This is a genomic window from Streptomyces sp. NPDC017448 (assembly GCF_044330565.1).
Lineage (GTDB): Bacteria > Actinomycetota > Actinomycetes > Streptomycetales > Streptomycetaceae > Streptomyces.
The window spans coordinates 38,793-57,158 of record NZ_JBIRLM010000010.1 but is presented as its reverse complement, the minus strand read 5'-3'; the positions used below and the strand labels follow the sequence as shown (position 1 = coordinate 57,158).

At 71.8% G+C, this 18,366-nt stretch carries 15 protein-coding genes; 7 read left to right on the top strand and 8 right to left on the bottom strand.

All coding sequences use genetic code 11. The features are described 5' to 3' along the window. Nucleotides 1-254: 254 nt before the first annotated feature. Complete coding sequence (locus ACH4K1_RS18220) at nucleotides 255-1,511, bottom strand: extracellular solute-binding protein (RefSeq protein ID WP_228993847.1); 1,257 nt, start codon at nucleotides 1,509-1,511, stop codon at nucleotides 255-257. A gap of 202 nt (nucleotides 1,512-1,713) precedes the next feature. Here ACH4K1_RS18220 and ACH4K1_RS18215 point away from each other — a divergent pair, with 202 nt between their 5' ends. Beyond that, on the top strand, nucleotides 1,714-1,929 hold the full coding sequence (locus ACH4K1_RS18215; RefSeq protein WP_398090308.1) for a dodecin: 216 nt from the start codon (nucleotides 1,714-1,716) through the stop codon (nucleotides 1,927-1,929). Nucleotides 1,930-1,948: 19 nt separating this feature from the next. Here ACH4K1_RS18215 and ACH4K1_RS18210 read toward each other — a convergent pair whose 3' ends face one another. After that, complete coding sequence (locus ACH4K1_RS18210; RefSeq protein ID WP_398090307.1) at nucleotides 1,949-2,437, bottom strand: hypothetical protein; 489 nt, start codon at nucleotides 2,435-2,437, stop codon at nucleotides 1,949-1,951. A 104-nt stretch (nucleotides 2,438-2,541) separates the two neighbouring features. Here ACH4K1_RS18210 and ACH4K1_RS18205 point away from each other — a divergent pair, with 104 nt between their 5' ends. After that, on the top strand, nucleotides 2,542-3,600 hold the full coding sequence (locus ACH4K1_RS18205) for an MsnO8 family LLM class oxidoreductase (RefSeq protein WP_398090493.1): 1,059 nt from the start codon (nucleotides 2,542-2,544) through the stop codon (nucleotides 3,598-3,600). A gap of 104 nt (nucleotides 3,601-3,704) precedes the next feature. After that, a complete protein-coding gene (gene uvrA, locus ACH4K1_RS18200) occupies nucleotides 3,705-6,122 on the top strand; it encodes an excinuclease ABC subunit UvrA (protein WP_398090306.1) in 2,418 nt (805 codons plus the stop codon). Between the two features lie 54 nt (nucleotides 6,123-6,176). Here the strand turns inward: uvrA and ACH4K1_RS18195 are convergent, their stop codons facing one another. Genes ACH4K1_RS18195 through ACH4K1_RS18185 form a run of 3 tightly spaced genes read right to left on the bottom strand, consistent with a single transcriptional unit; the run spans nucleotide 6,177 to nucleotide 9,539 of the window. After that, nucleotides 6,177-6,923 carry a succinate dehydrogenase/fumarate reductase iron-sulfur subunit gene (locus ACH4K1_RS18195; RefSeq protein ID WP_398090305.1) on the bottom strand — a complete coding sequence of 249 codons (747 nt, stop codon included), beginning with the start codon at nucleotides 6,921-6,923 and terminating at the stop codon, nucleotides 6,177-6,179. Further along, entirely contained in the window at nucleotides 6,920-8,869 is a 1,950-nt protein-coding gene (locus ACH4K1_RS18190; RefSeq protein ID WP_398090304.1) for a fumarate reductase/succinate dehydrogenase flavoprotein subunit, read from the bottom strand. The genes ACH4K1_RS18195 and ACH4K1_RS18190 overlap by 4 nt, the downstream gene beginning before the upstream one ends. 1 nt (nucleotide 8,870) lies before the next feature. Further along, nucleotides 8,871-9,539, bottom strand: coding sequence for a succinate dehydrogenase cytochrome b subunit (locus ACH4K1_RS18185; RefSeq protein ID WP_398090492.1), 669 nt, complete (start codon nucleotides 9,537-9,539; stop codon nucleotides 8,871-8,873). A 132-nt stretch (nucleotides 9,540-9,671) separates the two neighbouring features. Between ACH4K1_RS18185 and ACH4K1_RS18180 the strand changes: the two genes are divergently transcribed. Then, entirely contained in the window at nucleotides 9,672-10,568 is an 897-nt protein-coding gene (locus ACH4K1_RS18180) for a LysR family transcriptional regulator (protein ID WP_398090303.1), read from the top strand. Between the two features lie 29 nt (nucleotides 10,569-10,597). Here ACH4K1_RS18180 and ACH4K1_RS18175 read toward each other — a convergent pair whose 3' ends face one another. Both ACH4K1_RS18175 and ACH4K1_RS18170 read right to left on the bottom strand, forming a co-directional pair. Beyond that, nucleotides 10,598-12,772 carry a putative bifunctional diguanylate cyclase/phosphodiesterase gene (locus ACH4K1_RS18175; protein WP_398090302.1) on the bottom strand — a complete coding sequence of 725 codons (2,175 nt, stop codon included), beginning with the start codon at nucleotides 12,770-12,772 and terminating at the stop codon, nucleotides 10,598-10,600. Next, on the bottom strand, nucleotides 12,769-13,587 hold the full coding sequence (locus tag ACH4K1_RS18170) for an SAM-dependent methyltransferase (protein WP_398090301.1): 819 nt from the start codon (nucleotides 13,585-13,587) through the stop codon (nucleotides 12,769-12,771). Before ACH4K1_RS18170 ends, ACH4K1_RS18175 begins: the two co-directional genes overlap by 4 nt. A 1,584-nt stretch (nucleotides 13,588-15,171) precedes the next feature. On the opposite strand from ACH4K1_RS18170, the gene ACH4K1_RS18165 reads away from it, so the two are divergent. Continuing rightward, entirely contained in the window at nucleotides 15,172-15,936 is a 765-nt protein-coding gene (locus ACH4K1_RS18165) for a DUF4239 domain-containing protein (protein ID WP_398090300.1), read from the top strand. A gap of 275 nt (nucleotides 15,937-16,211) precedes the next feature. Continuing rightward, nucleotides 16,212-16,775 (top strand): hypothetical protein, encoded by a 564-nt coding sequence (locus tag ACH4K1_RS18160; protein ID WP_398090299.1) that lies wholly within the window; start codon nucleotides 16,212-16,214, stop codon nucleotides 16,773-16,775. Between the two features lie 91 nt (nucleotides 16,776-16,866). Here the strand turns inward: ACH4K1_RS18160 and ACH4K1_RS18155 are convergent, their stop codons facing one another. Then, nucleotides 16,867-17,346, bottom strand: coding sequence for a hypothetical protein (locus ACH4K1_RS18155; RefSeq protein ID WP_398090298.1), 480 nt, complete (start codon nucleotides 17,344-17,346; stop codon nucleotides 16,867-16,869). A gap of 328 nt (nucleotides 17,347-17,674) precedes the next feature. On the opposite strand from ACH4K1_RS18155, the gene ACH4K1_RS18150 reads away from it, so the two are divergent. Continuing rightward, nucleotides 17,675-18,337, top strand: a complete 663-nt coding sequence (locus tag ACH4K1_RS18150; RefSeq protein WP_398090297.1) for a class F sortase — start codon at nucleotides 17,675-17,677, stop codon at nucleotides 18,335-18,337. Nucleotides 18,338-18,366: the final 29 nt, after the last annotated feature.

Here is an 18,366-nt window from a genome sequence, read left to right as displayed (position 1 = left end):
GCGGTCGGGGGACGGGCCGTCGCGGATGCGACGTACCGACCCCTCACTTCTTCCGTCACCGCCTGGATTCGACGTGACCGCTGCGGGGAGGGGGGATGTGCGAAGGCTGAATCCCAGGAACGGGGGCCCGGCGCGGGACTCCCGGCGACGCGCGGGGCCTCCGGGGCGTGGACGGCGGGGTCCGCCGCCCGGGAACACCGTGTCCCCCAAGCCGCGGACCCGGCCGGGCACGGCGGGGAAGGGCGTGCGGGGGGTCAGCCGCTGCCGGTGAGCAGGGCGGTGATGCGCTCGGACGCGGCCTTGGCCTCCCGGGCCGGGTCGCCGCCCTCGAGCACGGCCGTCATGTAGGGCTTGATCGGGTTCTCCGCCTCGACCCTGGCCCAGTGGGACGAGTTGGGGGTGGCGCGGCCCCGGGTGGCGCCCTCCGCCATCGCCGCGGTGCCCTCGTCGCCCTCGATGACATGGGCGAGGCTCGGTTTGTTGGGCACGTAGCTCATGCTGCGGGCCAGTTCGGTCTGCCACTTCTCGCTCGCCAGCGCCTTGACGACGGCGATGCCCTCGCTGCGCCGGTCGGCGTTCTTCGGGACGATGAGGTCGGAACCTCCGGTGAACACCGAGCCGGGGGCCTTGGCGGTCTTGCCGGGGATGGGGAAGTAGCCCAGCTTGCCCTTGAGTTCCGGGTTCTTCTGCTCGATGAGCGCGGCGCTGCCGGGAACCGAGATGATCTGGGCGACGTCGCCCTGGGCGAACACGTCGGTCTGCGGGGGCTTCTCCTCGTCGGCGTCGGTCGGGCCGTCGCCGAGCGCCTGGAGCTTCTGGTAGAACTTCATGCCCGCCAGGGCCTCGGGGCTGTCCAGGGCGCCCTGCCAGTCGCCGCCGTTCTCGTCGGCGAGTTCGCCGCCCTCGTCCCAGATGAATCCGGCGAGCACGTACCAGTTCTGGCCTGCCAGGTAAATGCCCTGGTTGCCCGCGCTGTTGAGCTTCTCGGTATCGGCGATCCACTCGGCGCGCGTCTTCGGCGCGGAGTCGATGCCCGCCTTCTCGAAGATGTCCTTGTTGTAGATCACCACCCGGTTGGCCGCGTACCAGGGGATGCCGTACTGGATGCCGTTGATGCTGCCGGGCTGGGCGAGGCCGGGCAGCCAGTCCTCGCTGCCGAGGTCGCGCATCGACTCCAGGGTCAGGTCGCGCAGGCCGCCGCTCTCCGCGTACTGGGCGACCTGGGTGTTCCCGACCTCGATCACGTCGGGGGCGTCGTCGCCCTCCAGGGCGGAGATGACCTTGGGGCCGATGCCGCTCCACTCCTGGATCTTGAACTCCAGCTCGACCGAGGGGTTCTCCTCCTCGTACGAACGGGTGAACTTGTCCAGGAAGCCGGACGAGACGCTGTCCTTCATCAGCCAGACCGTCACCGTGCGGTCGCCGCTGCCCGAGCCCGATATGTAGCCGCATCCGCCGAGTGCGACGGATGAGACAAGCGCGATGGCGCCGGCCAGTATGCGGTTCTTCACGTGGTCACCTTCTGCGAAACGGCACTACGGAATCAGGACCCGGTGTGGGGGATTGCGGGCGTCGCTCGCACGGGTGGTTGGCTGAATTTTGGTATGGACCATTCGGGAGGTCAAGGCGCGTACCCGTTCCGATTCATCCGATCTCTGCCCTAGCGGGACACCACGGATTGATGCAACGTGGTCACAGGAGAGGAGATAAATCATGTCAAATCACACCTACCGGGTCACCGAAATCGTAGGAACCTCCCAGAAAGGCATCGACGAAGCGATCCGCAACGGCGTCGCGAGAGCGGCGGAAACGTTGCACAATCTCGATTGGTTCGAAATCAACCAAGTTCGCGGGCATATCGAGGATGGCCGAATCGCGCACTATCAGGTCGGGCTGAAGGTGGGCTTCCGGCTCGACGAGAACGGGTGATCCTCTTATGAACGCCTGATCAGGTACGGCCTTCCCGCTCCTGGGCGTCCTTCAACGCGGCCGACGGTGTGGCCCAGCCGGCCCGGACCACGGAAAATCCAGCCACTTCGGCCGCATCGCAGACCAGTTCGTCGTCGTCCACCAGCACGCGCACCCGCCCCGACCGCCCCAACCGCCTCAGGACGTCCAGCTTCGTCCGGCGCGCGGGGCGTCGGTCGTCGTTGCGCCGCATGAGCAGTTCGCCCTCGGGCAGCCCGTGACGGCTGAGCCAGCGCACCGTGGAGCGACGGCACCGCTCGGGGCGTCCGGTCAGGTAGACGATCGCGCACTCCTCGGCGCTCGCGTGCGCCATCCGTACGCCTTCCGGGAGCGGCGGGTCGTCCGGGGCCGCCGCGAAGAAGCCGGCCCAGTCGCGCCGCGGGCCCTCCAGGAAGTGCTGCCGGTGAGCGGTGTCCGCGAGCGTGCCGTCCAGGTCGAATACGGCCAGCGGCCGTGCGTCGTTGTCCACTCCCCCAGCTTAGGAAGCCCGCCCGCGGGAGGCGCCGCCCCCGGGCGCCGCCCGGTCTGCGGGAATCCTGGGCGGGCGGCGGTGTTGAAGAGAGCGTGAACGCGCTGATCGCCTCGACCCGCTTCTCCGTCCTGGACCGCTCCCGCACCCGTGAGGGCCACGACGCCTCCCGGGCGCTGCGGGACACCGTGGAGCTGGCCCGGGAGGCGGAGGGGCTCGGTTTCCACCGCTTCTGGGTCTCCGAGCACCATGGCGTGCCGGGGGTCGCGGGGTCCGCGCCGACGGTGCTGGCCGCCGCCGTCGCCGCCGCGACCTCCGCCATCCGGGTCGGCACCGGCGGGGTGATGCTGCCCAACCACCGGCCGCTGGTCGTCGCCGAGCAGTTCGGGGTGCTCGCCTCCCTCTTCCCCGGACGGATCGACATGGGGCTCGGCCGCTCGGTGGGGTTCACCGAGGGCGTCCGCCGGGCGCTCGGCCACGGCAAGGAGGATGCCGAGGACTTCCCCGGACGCCTCGCGGAACTGCTCGGCTGGATCGACGGAACCCAGCAAGCCCACCCCCGGGTGCGCGCCCACCCGGCGGAGGGCCTGGACATCCCCGCGTACGTCCTGGCGGTCGGGGAGGGCGCGTCGGTCGCCGCGGCCGCCGGGCTGCCCCTCGTCATCGGCGATCTGCGCGGCCGGGACAAGGTGCTGCGCGCCGTCGAGGTCTACCGCCGCGACTTCCGCCCCTCCGCCCGCGCCGAGCGGCCCGAGGTGATCGTCGCCGGCACGGTGGCGGTCGCGGCCACCGAGGAGGCGGCCCGTCGGCTGCTCGTACCGGAGGCGTGGGCCATGGCGCACTCCCGTACGCACGGGGAGTTCCCTCCGCTGGCCCCGGCCGAGCGCGTCGAAGTCCTCGCCATGACGGCCAAGGAGCGGGCGCTGTACGAACGGGGGCTCGACGGGCACGTCCACGGCACCGAGGAGCAGGTGGCCGCACAGCTGGAGCGCGCGATCGGGGAGACCGGGGCGGACGAGGTGCTCGTCACCACCAGCACCTACGACCGCGGGGCGCTGGTGGACTCGCTGCGCCGGCTCGCCCGGATCGCCCGTTTGCACGACCGCCCCCGACGGCCGGCCGCCGAGGACCGCGAGGCCGCCGCCCGCCCCTGCCCCCCGTGAGCCGCGCGGCCGGTTCCCCCGGGCCCGCCACCGTCGCCGCTGCCTAGAATCGAACCGTTCGTCCCTCCAGGCGTCAGCACCCCCACCCGTACGGAGCGAGCCCCATGCACTCCCCCCACGATCCGTACGTCCGGGTGCGCGGCGCCCGCGAGCACAACCTCAAGGACGTGCGGGTCGACATCCCGCGCGACACCCTGACCGTCTTCACGGGCGTGTCGGGGTCCGGGAAGTCCTCGCTGGCCTTCGGGACCATCTACGCGGAGGCGCAGCGGCGCTACTTCGAGTCCGTCGCCCCCTACGCACGACGGCTGATCCACCAGGTGGGCGCGCCCGCCGTCGGGGAGATCACCGGGCTGCCGCCCGCCGTCTCGCTGGAGCAGCGGCGCTCCGCGCCGGGGGCCCGGTCCTCGGTGGGGACGGTGACCACGCTCTCCAACTCGCTGCGGATGCTCTTCTCCCGCGCCGGCGACTATCCGCCGGGGGCCGAGCGGCTGGACTCCGACTCCTTCTCGCCCAACACGGCGGCCGGGGCGTGCCCGGAGTGCCACGGGCTGGGGCGGATCCACCGGACGGACGAGGGGCTGCTCGTCCCCGACCCCTCCCTGTCGATCCGGGAGGGGGCCATCGCCGCCTGGCCGGGGGCCTGGCAGGGCAAGAACCTGCGGGACGTGCTGGACGCCCTCGGGTACGACGTGGACCGGCCGTGGCGCGAACTGGACGCGGAGGACCGGGAGTGGATCCTGTTCACCGACGAGCAGCCGGTGGTCACGGTCCATCCGGTGCGGGAGGCGGGCCGGATCCAACGCCCTTACCAGGGAACGTACATGAGCGCCCGGCGCTATGTGCTGCACACCTTCGCCGACACCAGGAGCCGGTCCCTGCGGGCGAAGGCGGAGCGCTTCCTGACCAGTGTCCCGTGCCCCGTCTGCGGGGGGAGCCGGCTGCGGCCGGAGGCGATGGCGGTGACGTTCGCCGGGCGGACCGTCGCGGAGCTGGCCGGGCTGCCGCTGTCCGTTCTGGCCGAGGTGCTGGCGGGGGCCGGCGGCGAGGAGACGGCCCGGGTTCTGACCGCTGATCTGCTGGCGCGGATCGGGACGGTGACGGAGCTGGGGCTGGGCTATCTGAGCCTGGACCGCACGGCTCCGACGCTCTCCTCGGGCGAGCTGCAACGGCTGCGGATGGCCACCCAGTTGCGGTCGGGTCTGTTCGGTGTCGTCTACGTGTTGGACGAGCCGTCGGCCGGGCTGCACCCGGCGGACACCGAGGCGTTGCTCGGTGTGCTCGGGCGGTTGAAGGAGGCCGGGAACTCGGTCTTCGTGGTGGAGCACCAGATGGACGTGGTGCGGCGGGCCGACTGGCTGGTGGACGTGGGCCCGCTGGCCGGGGAGCACGGGGGGCGGGTGCTGCACAGCGGGCCGCCCGAGGGGCTGGCCCTGGTTCCGGAGTCGGCGACGCGCCGCTTCCTCTTCCCCGAGGACGACCCGGACGCCACGCCGGTACGGGAGGGGAGGGCGCCCTCCGGATGGATCCGGCTCACCGGGGTGGAGCGGCACAATGTGCGGGGCGTCGACGCGGCGTTCCCGCTCGGGGTGTTCACGGCGGTGACCGGGGTCTCCGGTTCGGGCAAGTCGACGCTGGTGGGCCAGGTGCTCGCCGGGGTGCTGGCGGACCGGCAGGCGGGCGAGGAGCCCGGGGCGCAGGAGCGGTACTGCGCGGTGGCGACCGGGCTGGAGGCGGTGGACCGGCTCGTCCAGGTGGACCAGAAGCCCATCGGCCGTACGCCTCGCTCCAACCTGGCTACGTACACGGGTCTGTTCGACACCGTGCGCAAGCTGTTCGCGCGGACGGAGACGGCGCGGGAGCGGGGGTACACGGCGGGGCGGTTCTCGTTCAACGTGAGCGGCGGGCGGTGCGAGACCTGCCAGGGCGAGGGCTTCGTCTCGGTGGAGCTGCTGTTCCTGCCCAGCACGTACGCCCCCTGCCCGGACTGCCACGGCGCGCGCTACAACCCGCAGACCCTGGAGGTCGCTCTGGAGGGGCTGACGATCGCTCAGGTCCTCGATCTGACCGTGGAGTCGGCGGCGGAGTTCTTCTCCGGTACACCGGCCGCCGAGCGCCCCCTGCGGACCCTGCTGGACGTGGGGCTCGGCTATCTGCGGCTGGGGCAGCCCGCCACGGAGCTGTCCGGCGGCGAGGCGCAGCGCATCAAGTTGGCGGCGGAGCTCCAGCGCACCCGGCGGGGGCACACGCTGTATCTGCTGGACGAGCCGACGACGGGGCTGCATCCGGCCGATGTGGAGGTGCTGATGCGGCAGTTGCACTCGCTGGTCGACGCGGGGAACACGGTGGTGGTCGTGGAGCACGACATGGCCGTGGTGGCCGGGGCCGACCACGTCGTGGACATGGGGCCCGAGGGCGGGGACCGGGGCGGGCGGATCGTCGCGGCCGGTACGCCCGAGGAGGTGGCGGCCGCCGCCGGAAGCCGTACGGCGCCGTACCTCGCGAGGGCGTTGCGCCGCTGACCGCCGCGTCCCCGGACCGGCCGGGCCCGGGAACGCGACGGACCGGTCCCCGGGTCAGCGGCGGGCCTTGCGGGTCGCCCGCAGCCACTCCTTGTTCATCGCGGCGATCGACGGCAGCGGGATGCCCTTGGGGCAGGCGGTGGCGCACTCGCCGGCCAGGGTGCAGCCGCCGAACCCCTCCTCGTCCATCCGGGCCACCATGTCCAGGACGCGGGTCTCGCGCTCCGGCGCGCCCTGCGGAAGGACGCCCAGGTGGTTGACCTTGGCCGAGGTGAACAGCATCGCCGAGCCGTTGGGGCAGGCGGCGACGCAGGCGCCGCAGCCGATGCACTCGGCGTGCTCGAAGGCGGAGTCGGCGTCGGGCTTGGGCACCGGGGTGGCGTGGGCGTCCGGGGCGGTGCCGGTGGGGGCGGAGATGTAGCCGCCGGCCTGGATGATCCGGTCGAAGGAGGAGCGGTCCACGACCAGGTCCTTGACGACCGGGAAGGCGGAGGCCCGCCAGGGCTCGATGTCGATCGTGTCGCCGTCGGAGAACGACCGCATGTGGAGCTGGCAGGTGGTGGTGGGCTCCGGGCCGTGGGCGTCGCCGTTGATGACGAGGCTGCACGCCCCGCAGATCCCCTCACGGCAGTCGTGGTCGAAGGCGACGGGTTCGTCCCCGGCGAGGATGAGTTCCTCGTTGAGGGTGTCGAGCATCTCCAGGAACGACATGTCGGCGGAGACGCCGTCGACTTCGTAGGTGGCCATGGCGCCGGGCGTCGCGGCGTCCTTCTGACGCCAGACGCGCAGGGTGAGCTTCATGCGTAGCTCCGCTGGGTGGGGTGGACGTACTCGAAGACGAGGTCTTCCTTGTGCAGGACGGGGGCCTCGCCGGTGGCGGTGAACTCCCAGGCGGCGGCGTAGGAGAACTCCTCGTCGCGGCGTTCGGCCTCGCCGTCCGGGGTCTGGGACTCCTCGCGGAAGTGGCCGCCGCAGGACTCGGCGCGGTGGAGGGCGTCGAGGCACATCAGCTCGGCGAGCTCCAGGTAGTCGACGACGCGGTTCGCCTTCTCCAGCGACTGGTTGAACTGCTCGCCGGTACCGGGGACCTTGACGCGCCGCCAGAACTCCTCGCGGATCCCGGGGATCTTCGCGAGCGCCTTGCGCAGGCCGTCCTCGGTGCGGGCCATGCCGCAGTACTCCCACATGAGTTCACCGATCTCGCGGTGGAAGGAGTCGGGGGTGCGGTCGCCGTCGACGGAGAGCAGCAGGTGGAGCCGGTCCTCGGTCTCCGCCACCACCTCGGTGACGGCGGGGTGTTCGGCGTCGACCTCCTCGGTGTGCGGGTTGCGGGCGAGGTAGTCGTTGATGGTGGACGGCAGGACGAAGTAGCCGTCGGCGAGGCCCTGCATCAGGGCGGAGGCCCCGAGCCGGTTGGCCCCGTGGTCGGAGAAGTTGGCCTCGCCGATGGCGAAGAGGCCGGGAACGGTGGTCTGGAGGTCGTAGTCGACCCAGAGGCCGCCCATCGTGTAGTGCACGGCGGGGTAGATCCGCATCGGGACCGTGTAGGGGTCCTCGTCGGTGATCCGCTGGTACATGTCGAAGAGGTTGCCGTACTTGGCCTCCACCGCCTTGCGGCCCATCCGGCCGATGGCCTCCGCGAAGTCCAGGTAGACGCCCTGCCCGCCGGGGCCGACGCCGCGCCCCTCGTCGCAGACGTTCTTGGCGGCGCGGGAGGCGATGTCGCGGGGCACCAGGTTGCCGAAGGAGGGGTAGATCCGCTCCAGGTAGTAGTCGCGCTCGTCCTCGGGGATCTGATCGGCGGGGCGGGTGTCGCCCTTGGCCCGGGGAACCCAGATGCGGCCGTCGTTGCGGAGCGACTCGCTCATCAGGGTCAGCTTGGACTGGTGGTCGCCGGTGCGCGGGATGCAGGTGGGGTGGATCTGGGTGAAGCAGGGGTTGGCGAAGTACGCGCCGCGGCGGTGGGCCCGCCAGATCGCGGTGGCGTTGGAGTTCATGGCGTTGGTCGACAGGTAGAAGACGTTGCCGTAGCCGCCGGTGGCCAGGACCACCGCGTCGGCGAAGTAGGTGTCGATCTTCCCGGTGACGAGGTCGCGGGCGACGATGCCGCGCGCCTTTCCGTCGACCACGATCAGGTCCAGCATCTCGGTGCGGGCGTGGAGTTCGACGCCGCCCGCCGCGATCTGCCGGGACAGCGCCTGGTACGCGCCGAGGAGGAGCTGCTGCCCGGTCTGGCCGCGCGCGTAGAACGTACGGGAGACCTGGACGCCGCCGAAGGAGCGGTTGTCGAGGAGGCCGCCGTACTCGCGGGCGAAGGGGACGCCCTGGGCGACGCACTGGTCGATGATCTCGACGGAGATCTGGGCGAGCCGGTGGACGTTGGACTCCCGGGCGCGGAAGTCGCCGCCCTTGACGGTGTCGTAGAACAGCCGGTGGACGGAGTCGCCGTCGTTGCGGTAGTTCTTCGCGGCGTTGATGCCGCCCTGGGCGGCCACCGAGTGGGCGCGGCGGGGCGAGTCCTGGAAGCAGAACTGGACGACGTGGTAGCCCTGTTCGGCGAGCGTGGCGCCGGCCGCGCCGCCGGCGAGCCCGGTGCCGACGACGATGACGGTGTGTTTGCGCCGGTTGGCGGGGTTCACGAGCTTGGCTTGGAAGCGACGGGTGTCCCAGCGTTCGTGGACCGGGCCCGCGGGGGCCTTCGTGTCGACGGCGGGCTCGCCCGTGCGGTACTGCGTGTAGTCGGCCATGTCAGCTCACCACTCCGGTCATGACGGCGACGGGTACGGAGACGAAGCCCACCGTCAGCACCGCCGCGAGGAGGTTGGCGAGGGTCTTCAGGATGCGGTCGCGGGTCGCGTTGCCGACGCCCAGCGTCTGCGCGGCGCTCCAGAACCCGTGCCGGACGTGCAGGCCCATGGCCAGCACCGCGGCGATGTAGATCACGTTGCCGTACCAGGTCGAGAAGGTGTCGACGACGTTCTGGTACGGGCGCCCGGCCTCGAAGCCCGGGTGCACGGTGCCGGTGGTCAGGTCGAGGATGTGCCAGACGATGAAGAGGGCGAGGATGATCCCGCCCCAGCGCATGGTCCGGGTGGCGTAGCTGGCGCGGGGCCTCTTGTGGACGTACTTCTGCGGGCGGGCCCGGATGTCGCGGCGGCTGAGCTGGTACGCCGAGACGCCGTGCAGCACCACGGCGGCGACGAGCCCCGCCCGGACGATCCAGAGCGCCCACTCGTGGTGCAGGACGGGGGCGCCCATGGTGCGCAGCCAGTGGGCGTATCCGTCGAACTCGCCGGGCCCGAAGAAGATCTTCAGGTTTCCCGCCATGTGGGCGACGAGGTATCCGAGCATGACCAGACCGGTCACGGCCATGATCGTCTTCTTGCCGACGGTCGAGTTCCAGAGCGTACGCGTCATCGACGGCCGTCGGTCCGTCCGCGTTGCCAATGCCATGCACACGACCGTAGAGGCGGGAGCGCCGATCAGTCCAAGACATGGTCCGGCTGATCTCCATAGGCATCGTCTATCGGCCCACGGTATCGTCGACTCGTGCACTTCCAGCAGCTCACCTATTTCGTGGCCGTCGCCGAGACCCGGCACTTCACCCGGGCCGCCGAGGCGGTGCACGTGTCGCAGCCCTCGCTCTCCCAGCAGATCCGGGCGCTGGAGACGGAGCTGGGCGCGGACCTGTTCAGCCGCGCCCGGGGCAACATCACCCTCACCGACGCGGGCGAGGCGCTGCTGCCGCTGGCCCGGCGCATCCTCGCCGACGCGGAGACCGCGCGCCAGGAGGTCCAGGAGGTGGTGTCGCTGCGCAGCGGCCGGGTGCGGCTGGGCGCCACGCCCAGCCTGTGCACCGGTCTGCTGCCGGATGTGCTGCGCGCCTTCCACGACCGGCACCCGGGGGTGCGGCTGCTGCTGGAGGAGGGCGGCTCGCACGACCTGGTACGCCAGTTGGCGCGGGGCGCGCTCGATCTGGCGCTGGTGGTGCTGCCCCTGCCGGCCGCGTCCCCCGCCCTGACCACGGTGGAGCTGCTGCGGGAGGAGCTGGTGGTGGTGTCGGCGGCGACGGAGCCGCCCCCGGGGCGGGGCGGTTCGATCCGGATCGCGGAGCTGGAGGGAGCGCCGCTGGTGATGTTCCGGCACGGGTACAACCTGCGGGAGCTGACGCTCGCCGCGTGCCGTGCGGAGGGCTTCGAGCCCTCGTTCACCGTCGAGGGCGGCGAGATGGACGCGGTGCTCGGTTTCGTACGGGCGGGGCTCGGCATCGCCGTGGTGCCGAGCATGGCGGCCGCCCGGGCGGGGCACGACCTGCGCAGGACCCGGATGGCGGGCGAGGGGCTGCGGCGCACGATCGCCCTGGCGCACCGCAGCGACGTGGACCCGCCCCGGGCCGCGCGCGAACTCCAGCGGATGCTGCTGGAGCACCGGCCGGTCCCCGGCTGACCGGCCGGGGCGCGATGGCCCCGGCGGGCTCAGACCGCGTCCGCCAGCAGCAGGGAGTGGATGCGGTCCGGTGCGCCGGGGCGGGCGTAGTACCAGCCCTGGGCGGTGTCGCAGCCCAGCGCCCGCAGCTGCTCCGCCTGGGCGCCCGTCTCCACGCCCTCCACCGTGACGGCCAGCTCCAGGCTGTGGGCCAGCGACACGATGCCCTCGACGATCTTCAGGTCGACCGGGTCCGCCGGATGCTGCTGCATGCCCCGGGTGAAGGAGCGGTCCAGCTTGAGCACGCTCACCGGCAGTCTGCGCAGGTTCGCCAGGTTCGAGTAGCCGGTCCCGAAGTCGTCGAGCGCGATGTCGACGCCCATCTCCGCAAGCTGGCACAGCGGTTTGAGGAGATCGTCGTCGGCGCCGATGAGGGCCGACTCGGTCACCTCCAGGCAGAGCGCGCCCGGCTCCAGACCGGAACGCTCCAGCACGTCGACCGTCTCCGCGACCAGCCGGGGGTGGTGCAGCTGGGTCGGGGAGAGGTTGACGTTGATCCGTAGCGGACCGCCGTCGCTGTGCCGCTCCTGCCAGAAGTTCGCCTGGCGTACGGACTCCTCCAGTACCCAGCGGCCGAGCGGCACGATGAGCCCGGTGTGCTCGGCGAGCGGGATGAACCGGTCGGGGCCGAGCACCCCGTGCTGCGGGTGGCACCACCGGACGAGGGCCTCGGCGCCGTGCACCGTGCCGTCGCCGAGGTGGACGAGCGGCTGGTACTCGATGAAGAACTCGCCCCGGTCCAGGGCGGCCGGGAGGGCGGTGGTCAGCCCGTGCCGGGTGATGGCGCGCGCGTCGGCCTCCGCGTCGGCGAGCTGGAAGCGGTTGCCGCCCGCCGCCTTGGCCCGGTACATGGTGATGTCGGCGCTGCGCAGCACCTCGGCGGCGCTGCGCTCCCCGGAGGGCCCTTCCACGATGCCGATCGAACCGCGGACGGTCAGCTCGCGGCCCTCGATGCGGATGGGGGCGGCGAGCGCGTTCAGGATGCGGCCCGCCAGTTCGTGCACCTCCTCGGCGGTGTCCGGGCCGGTGGTCAGGGCGACGAACTCGTCGCCGCCGAGCCGGGCGACCATCTCGCCGGGGGCGGTGGCACAGCTCTGGAGCCGGTCCGCGACCTCGACCAGGAGGCGGTCGCCCGCGGCGTGGCCGAGGCTGTCGTTGATGGCCTTGAAGCCGTCGAGGTCCAGGTAGCAGAGGCCGAAGCCGATGCCTTCCCGCGCGGTGAGGGCCTTCTCCAGACGCTCGAAGAACAGGGTCCGGTTGGGCAGCCCGGTGAGCGCGTCGTGCGTGGCCTCGTAGCGGAGCCGCAGGTTCAGCAGCCGCCGCTCGGTGGTGTCCTCCATCAGCGCGAGCTGGTACTCGGGCCGGCCCTCGGAGTCCCGCAGCAGTGAGACGGTGAGGTTGGTCCACAGGACGGTGCCGTCGTTGCGGTAGTACGCCTTCTCGACCCGGTAGTGCTCGCGCTCGCCGCGGACCAGTTCGTCGTAGTACCGCCACACCTGGGGCGAGTCCTCGGGGTGGACCCACTCGTTCACCTTGTGGCTGCGGACGTGGTGCTCCAGCCCGCCGAACATCTTGGTGAGCGTGTCGTTGATCTCCAGGATGTTGCCGTCCAGGTCGGCGATGCCGATGCCGATGGCCGCGTCCTTGAAGACCGCGCGGAACCGCGCCTGGGTGGCGTGCAGGGCCTGCTCGGCGTGCGAACGGGCGGTCAGCGCCGAGCGGGCGATGGCCTCCTGCTCGGCGAGCGTGCGCTCACGCAGGGCCGCGGTGAACCCGGCGGCGAGGGTGTGCTGGATGCGGGCGCAGCGGGCCCGGCCGTCCTCGGTGGACAGCACACCGGGTCCGTTGCCGCCGCAGTAGAGGACGAGGTAGGAGTCGACGACGCCGAGCGTGGAGCTGAGGGCGTCCGGGTCGGTGCAGTGCGCCTCGACGAGGGCCGCGCCGACGCGTTGGGCGGGCGAGGCGTCGAAGGGGTGGGCGTGCAGGATGCCGTTCAGCTCGCGTGCCAGGGGCAGCAGATGCTGTTCGAACTCGGGCCGGGTGAGGGAGGTGGCCGTCAGGGGGAAGATGGCGCGGCTCCAGATTCTGGCGAATCTCCGGAGCCGGCCCTCCGGGCCGTCGGGCTCCGCGTCCTGCTCTCCGGACGCCTGGGCGGGGATGCTCACGCCTTGCGCCCGACCCCTGCGAAGCCCGAGAAGGCGTACGGGTCTTCCTGGGCCGGGGACTGCGGGGTGTCGGGCCGCCACTCGGGCATCGACACGAGCCCCGGCTCGACCATCTCGTAGCCCTCGAAGAACTCGCCGATCTCCTCGCGCGAGCGCATGATCAGCGGGTTGCGGATGTTCTCGTAGACGCCGACCGTGCCGGCCGCCTCCTCCTTGGAGCGCGGGATGCCCTCGTACGAGGCGTGGGTCAGGACGATCAGGCTGCCGGGGGCCAGCGCCTCGCGCAGTTCGGCGACCGCCCCGCGCGGGTCGTCCGCGTCCTCGATGAAGTGGAGCACCGCGACCAGCAGCAGGGCCACCGGGCGGTCGAGGTCGAGCAGGCCGGTGATCTCCGGGTTGTCCAGGATCTCCTTGGGGCGGCGCAGATCGGCGGCGGCGATGACCGCGCGGTCGTTGCCGTCGAGGACGGCCTGGCTGTGGGCCACGGCGACGGGGTCGTGGTCGACGTAGACCACCTTGGCCCCGGGGTCGGCGGCCTGGGCGACCTCGTGGACGTTGCCGAACGTCGGGATGCCGGAGCCGATGTCCAGGAACTGGTCGATGCCCGAATCGACGGCGTAGCGGACGGCCCGGCGCATAAAGGCGCGATTGGCCTGCATGATCTTGGGAAGGCCCGGAAGGAACTCCATGGCCTTGCGCGCGGCTTCCCGGTCCACCTCGAAATTGTGCGATCCGCCCAGATAGAAGTCGTACATGCGAGACACGCTCGGCACCGAAATGTCAATGCCCTGCGGTGCCCAGGCGGGACGCTCCATCGATGTCTCCAACAAGTCGCCACGGCGATCCGGCCATGTTCATGGTCAGTGTTGACCAGAGGCTACTGATCGTCCGCCAGGAGAGCGAGGGGAAACGGAAATTCGCGATCCGTTATTGGTCACACTCCGGTGGTATCTCCAGACCTCCCGTCGCTGCGCGTATGCGGGCGGCGACGGACCGGCACTCCGAACGCCGTTTACCGTTGGTCCGGGCCCACTTGGGGCCCCCGGGCGGTGGTCGGGCGGTGGTCGGGCGGGGCCGTGATCGCTCCGGAGCGCCGATGAGTTCCGCCTCCGGGACAACGGTGCGTCCGGTTCCGGCGAAGCCCCGCCCGGGGGCGTCGCCGGGTTTCTCACAGCCCGCGAAGGGGAGAGAGGTCGGCAGTCGGTGGTCCGCCGCTCGTCACCGTGGGGCAGTCGAAAGCGACACATCCCTCCCCCTCGCTCCGGCGACCGCATGGTGGCCACGAGAGCACCTACCGGCCGCTTGTGAGACAGTCGCCCCCGCAGGCGGTCTTCATCGGCGGGGCGGAGCCATCGGCCAACCGGCAAACCGCCCTGCCCGTGCCGTCCCCCGCGCGGGAGCCGCGCTCCGGGGCCTCTCCAACCGAGAGCCCGGCGGGGGCGACCGGTTCGGCCCCGGCCGCGCCGTCGGCGTTCCTCGCGGCCTCCGCGCTTTCGCGCCTCAGCGCCTCCGCACCTCAGCGCTTTCGCGCTTTCGCGCTTTCGCGTCACGGCGCTTTCGCGCCTTCGCGTGACGGTGCACCAGCCACCCCTGCCTCCCGCCCGTCGGTCCGGCGCGGGCGGCGCCCACGGGGTCGCGGTCAACCGCGTTCGAAGAAAGTCCCGAAAACGCCGGGGGGCCCCGGGACCGCCACGTAAACACGAATGACCCAATAACCCCCCGATCAGGCGAATCACCCACTCGAACGGCGTGTCGTCCGGCTCTGCGGTTCATGCTGCCCGTCGTGCACGGATCACACATCGCGCGGCTCTCGACGGTCGCCGCACTCCTCTGGCTGACAGCCGTACCGCTGCCGGCCTCCGCCGACAGCTGCGCGGTGGCCACGGTCGGGCAGGGTGACGGCAGTACGGCGGTCGCCGTGGCAGGGAGCGGGGACTGCGTTCCGGTCCCCACACCGCCCCCGCCCACACCGCCCCCGCCCACACCGCCGCCTCCTTCACCACCACCACCGCCGTCGCCACCGCCGAAGCCCCTGCCTCCACCGCCGAAGCCCTCTCCGCCGCCCCCCGCTCCGCCCTCCCCCGCTCCGCCGCCACCGGTGGTCGCTGAACCGCCGCCTCCGCCGCCACCGTCGCCCTCCCCTCCCCCGCCGCCTCCGGCACGACCGGGACCGCCGGCCCCGGTTCCCCCGCCGAAACCCTCGCCCGCGCCGGAGCCGCCGGTGCGGACCCAGCCGCCGCAGCACCGGGCCGTCGCCCTGCCCACGTACCGCAAAACCGTCCGCAAGCAGCCGAGGAGCGGGCCGTCACTGGTCTCCCTGACACTGCTCATCACTGCCCCGGCGGTGTTCGCCGTCGCCGTACTGCGCCCGCGATCATCCCGCTGACCTGGAGAGACGCATGTCCGAATGGCTCGTCCTGAGCATTGCCATGGCCTCCGCCTGCGCGGTGGTCCTCACCATCGCCGTCCTGAACAACCGGCGGATCGGGGAGGACGACGACCCGTCCGAGACACCTGACGTCATCGAGTACATGACGATGATGATCGGCGTGGTCTACGCGATCGTCCTGGGCCTCGCCATCGCAGGCGTCTGGGAGGGCCGCAGCGCCGCCCAGGAGTCCGTGCGCATCGAGGCGCAGGCGCTGCACGAGGTGCGGGAGCGGGCTTCGGTCTACCCGGCGGAGGTCCGCGACCGCATCCGGGCGGACGTGGACGCCTATGTCGACCATGTGGTCCACGACGAGTGGAAGGTGATGTCCGAACGGCACACGCTCACCGAGCGCGGCACCGAACTGCTGGACAGGGTACGGGCGGACGTGACCCACTACGTACCCAAGAACGACCACGAGGGGCAGGCGTACCAGCCGCTGGTCGACCAGGTGGCGGCGGCGGACGACGCCCGCAGCTCGCGGGGGCAGAACGCCGGGGCGACGATGCCCGGGGTGGTCTGGTTCGGGCTGATCATCGGGGCCCTGGTGACCGTGGGGCTGGTCTTCACGCTGCAGATCCGCAGAACGTTCCGCGAACTGCTCCTGGCGGGCCTGTTCAGCGCACTGATCGCTTTCCTCCTCTTCCTCATCTGGGACTTCGACGCGCCCTTCGGCCGGGGGATCTCGGCCACCGCGGAGCCGTTCCTCGACATGTTCCCGGGAGTCGCCGGCTGAGGACGGCCCCCTCGGGCGAGGAGCGAGCACAGCGAACGGGTCCGGAACGGTCCCCGTGAACAGGTGCGGCCCCCGGACGGAGGAGCCCGGACGGGTGGGACCGGACGGATGGGCCCGTCGGGTGGGCCGGTCGGGGGATCCCGCTGCCCCATTCGCCGGACCCCGATCGCGGGCCGGGAGGGCCCCTCCTAGCGTGTCGGGCATCGAGGTGCATTTTTCCTGCTATGTGGAAATTCGTTCCGCAGCTGCCCCTCGGGGAACCCGGAGGATCCACCATGCGCGCGATACGTGTCGCACCGCTCGCCCTGCTCGGCGCCGGCGCCCTGACGCTGATCGCCCCGTCCGCCGCCTTCGCCGCCCCGGACGGGGCTTCCAGCACGTTCAACCCGACCATCACGCCCTCGGTCATCGCCCCGGGCGGCCGGGTGACGCTCGGTTCCGGCGGGTGCACGGGCGAGACGACCGTCAGCTCGGGCGTCTTCGACACGACCGTGATCCCCAGCGGCAGCACGACGGGCTCCGCCACCGTCGACACCGACGCCCGCCGGGGCGCCGTCTACGCCGTGACGTTCTCGTGCGGCTCCACCGGCACCTCCCGGAACGTCAACCTGACGATCACCGGCGGCGCCACGAGCACCCCCGCCCCGACCGCGACGCCCACCACGGTCCCCACCGCCAGTTCGACGGCGCTCGTACCGGGCGGGGTGCGCGGCGGCCTCGGCGGCAGCGCCGCCTCCACCGACACGGTGGAGATCGCCGCCGGAGCGGCCCTGGTGGCCGCGGCGGCCTCGGGCGCCCTCTGGTTCGCGCGCCGCCGCGCCGCCGACCGCCGCCACTGACCGCGCTCGTGCGGCGTACGGCAGTCGCCCCGGGTCCTGATCCAGGACTCGGGGCGACGGGCGTATCGGGCCGGGCAGGAGGTTCGACGCCCTAGAACGCCGCATGGCTCGTCCGCCGGCGACGGACGAGGAAGACCGCGCCGCCGACCGCGGCGGCGGCCACCAGACCGCCGCCGACCTGCATCTCCACGGAGCTGGGGCCCATCGAGCCGCCGAGCCCGCCCTGGGCGCCGTTGCCGGCGAGCACGGTGAACTTGTGCGTCTCGATCCGGCTGTTGTCATGGCACTTCACCGAGAGGTTGTAGTGCCCCGGCGTGGTGTTGTGACGGATGTGCGCCGTCGCGTACCCCGTGCCGCCTGCGGAGAGTTCAGTCGTCGGGAACGCGTTCGACCAGACCTTGCCGCCGTGCCCGCAGCCCTGCGCGGTGACCTTCATGGTCGCGCCCTGGTGGACCGAGTACGGGTTGACGGTGATGTTGCTCGGACCGTTGGTGGCGGCGGCCATGGGGGCCGCGAGCCCGACAGCCGCGAAGGCGGTCGCGGTGACCGCGAGAGCGCGTGAAGCACGCATCGTGTGAACCTCCAGCGGGAAACGCCCCCAGGGGCTTCTCCCCGGGGATGGATCGACGTGAACGCCTCCCATGACGAACACTCACCAGTGGGCCGACGAGTCGCACTTCGGCGTTGCGCCACCCCGGTGACGCGACACGCCGCGCGGACCCCCCTGAACCTGACGGAGCCGCAGGTCACGAGCCGTCAGAATTTTTATCTGCTCATTACTCCGATGGGCAGCACCCGCCGCGGCCCACCGGGCGACCCCGCCACCCGTTCGCCTCTCTCCGATCGCCGCCTCCGCGCCCCGCCCTTAACGTTCACAGGGTCGCGACGAAGGGAGAACCATGGGCCGGGACTACACCGGTGGCGAGCGGACCAGACGTGTGCCCTGGGGGGCGATCGCCCTGGTGCTGCTCAGCGGCCTCGCCCTCATGCGCAACGGCACGGAGTTCGGCGACGCGGGACCGCCCCAGCCCGCCGCGGCCGCCTCGCTCGACCTGGGCAAGGACGCCGCGGGGCCTCCGGTGGAGGGCGAGCCGGTGCAGCCGCTGCCGTACGCCCCCGCCTCCCGGGTGAAGATCTCCTCCATCGACGTGGACGCCCCGATCATCGACGTCAACCTGGACGCCAACGGCTGGATCGAGGCCCCGCCCGCCGAGGACCCCAACCTCGCCGGCTGGTACCAGAACGGCATCGCCCCCGGCCAGCGCGGCACCGCCGTGGTCGTCGGCCATGTCGACAACAACGCGGGGCCCGCCGTTTTCTACGGTCTCGGCTCGCTCCGCAAGGGGCAACGCGTCGAGGTCACCCGGTACGACGGCCGGGTCGGGATCTTCGAGGTGTACGGGGTCGAGGTCTTCTCCAAGAACGACTTCCCCGGCCCCCGGGTCTACGGCGACACCGGCCACGCGGAGCTGCGGGTCATCACCTGCGGCGGGGGTTACACGAAGGCGGACGGCTACGACGGCAACGTGGTGGTCTTCGCCCGGCTCGTCGGCTCCCGCTGATCCGGCGCCGTCGGACGCGGCGCCCCCGC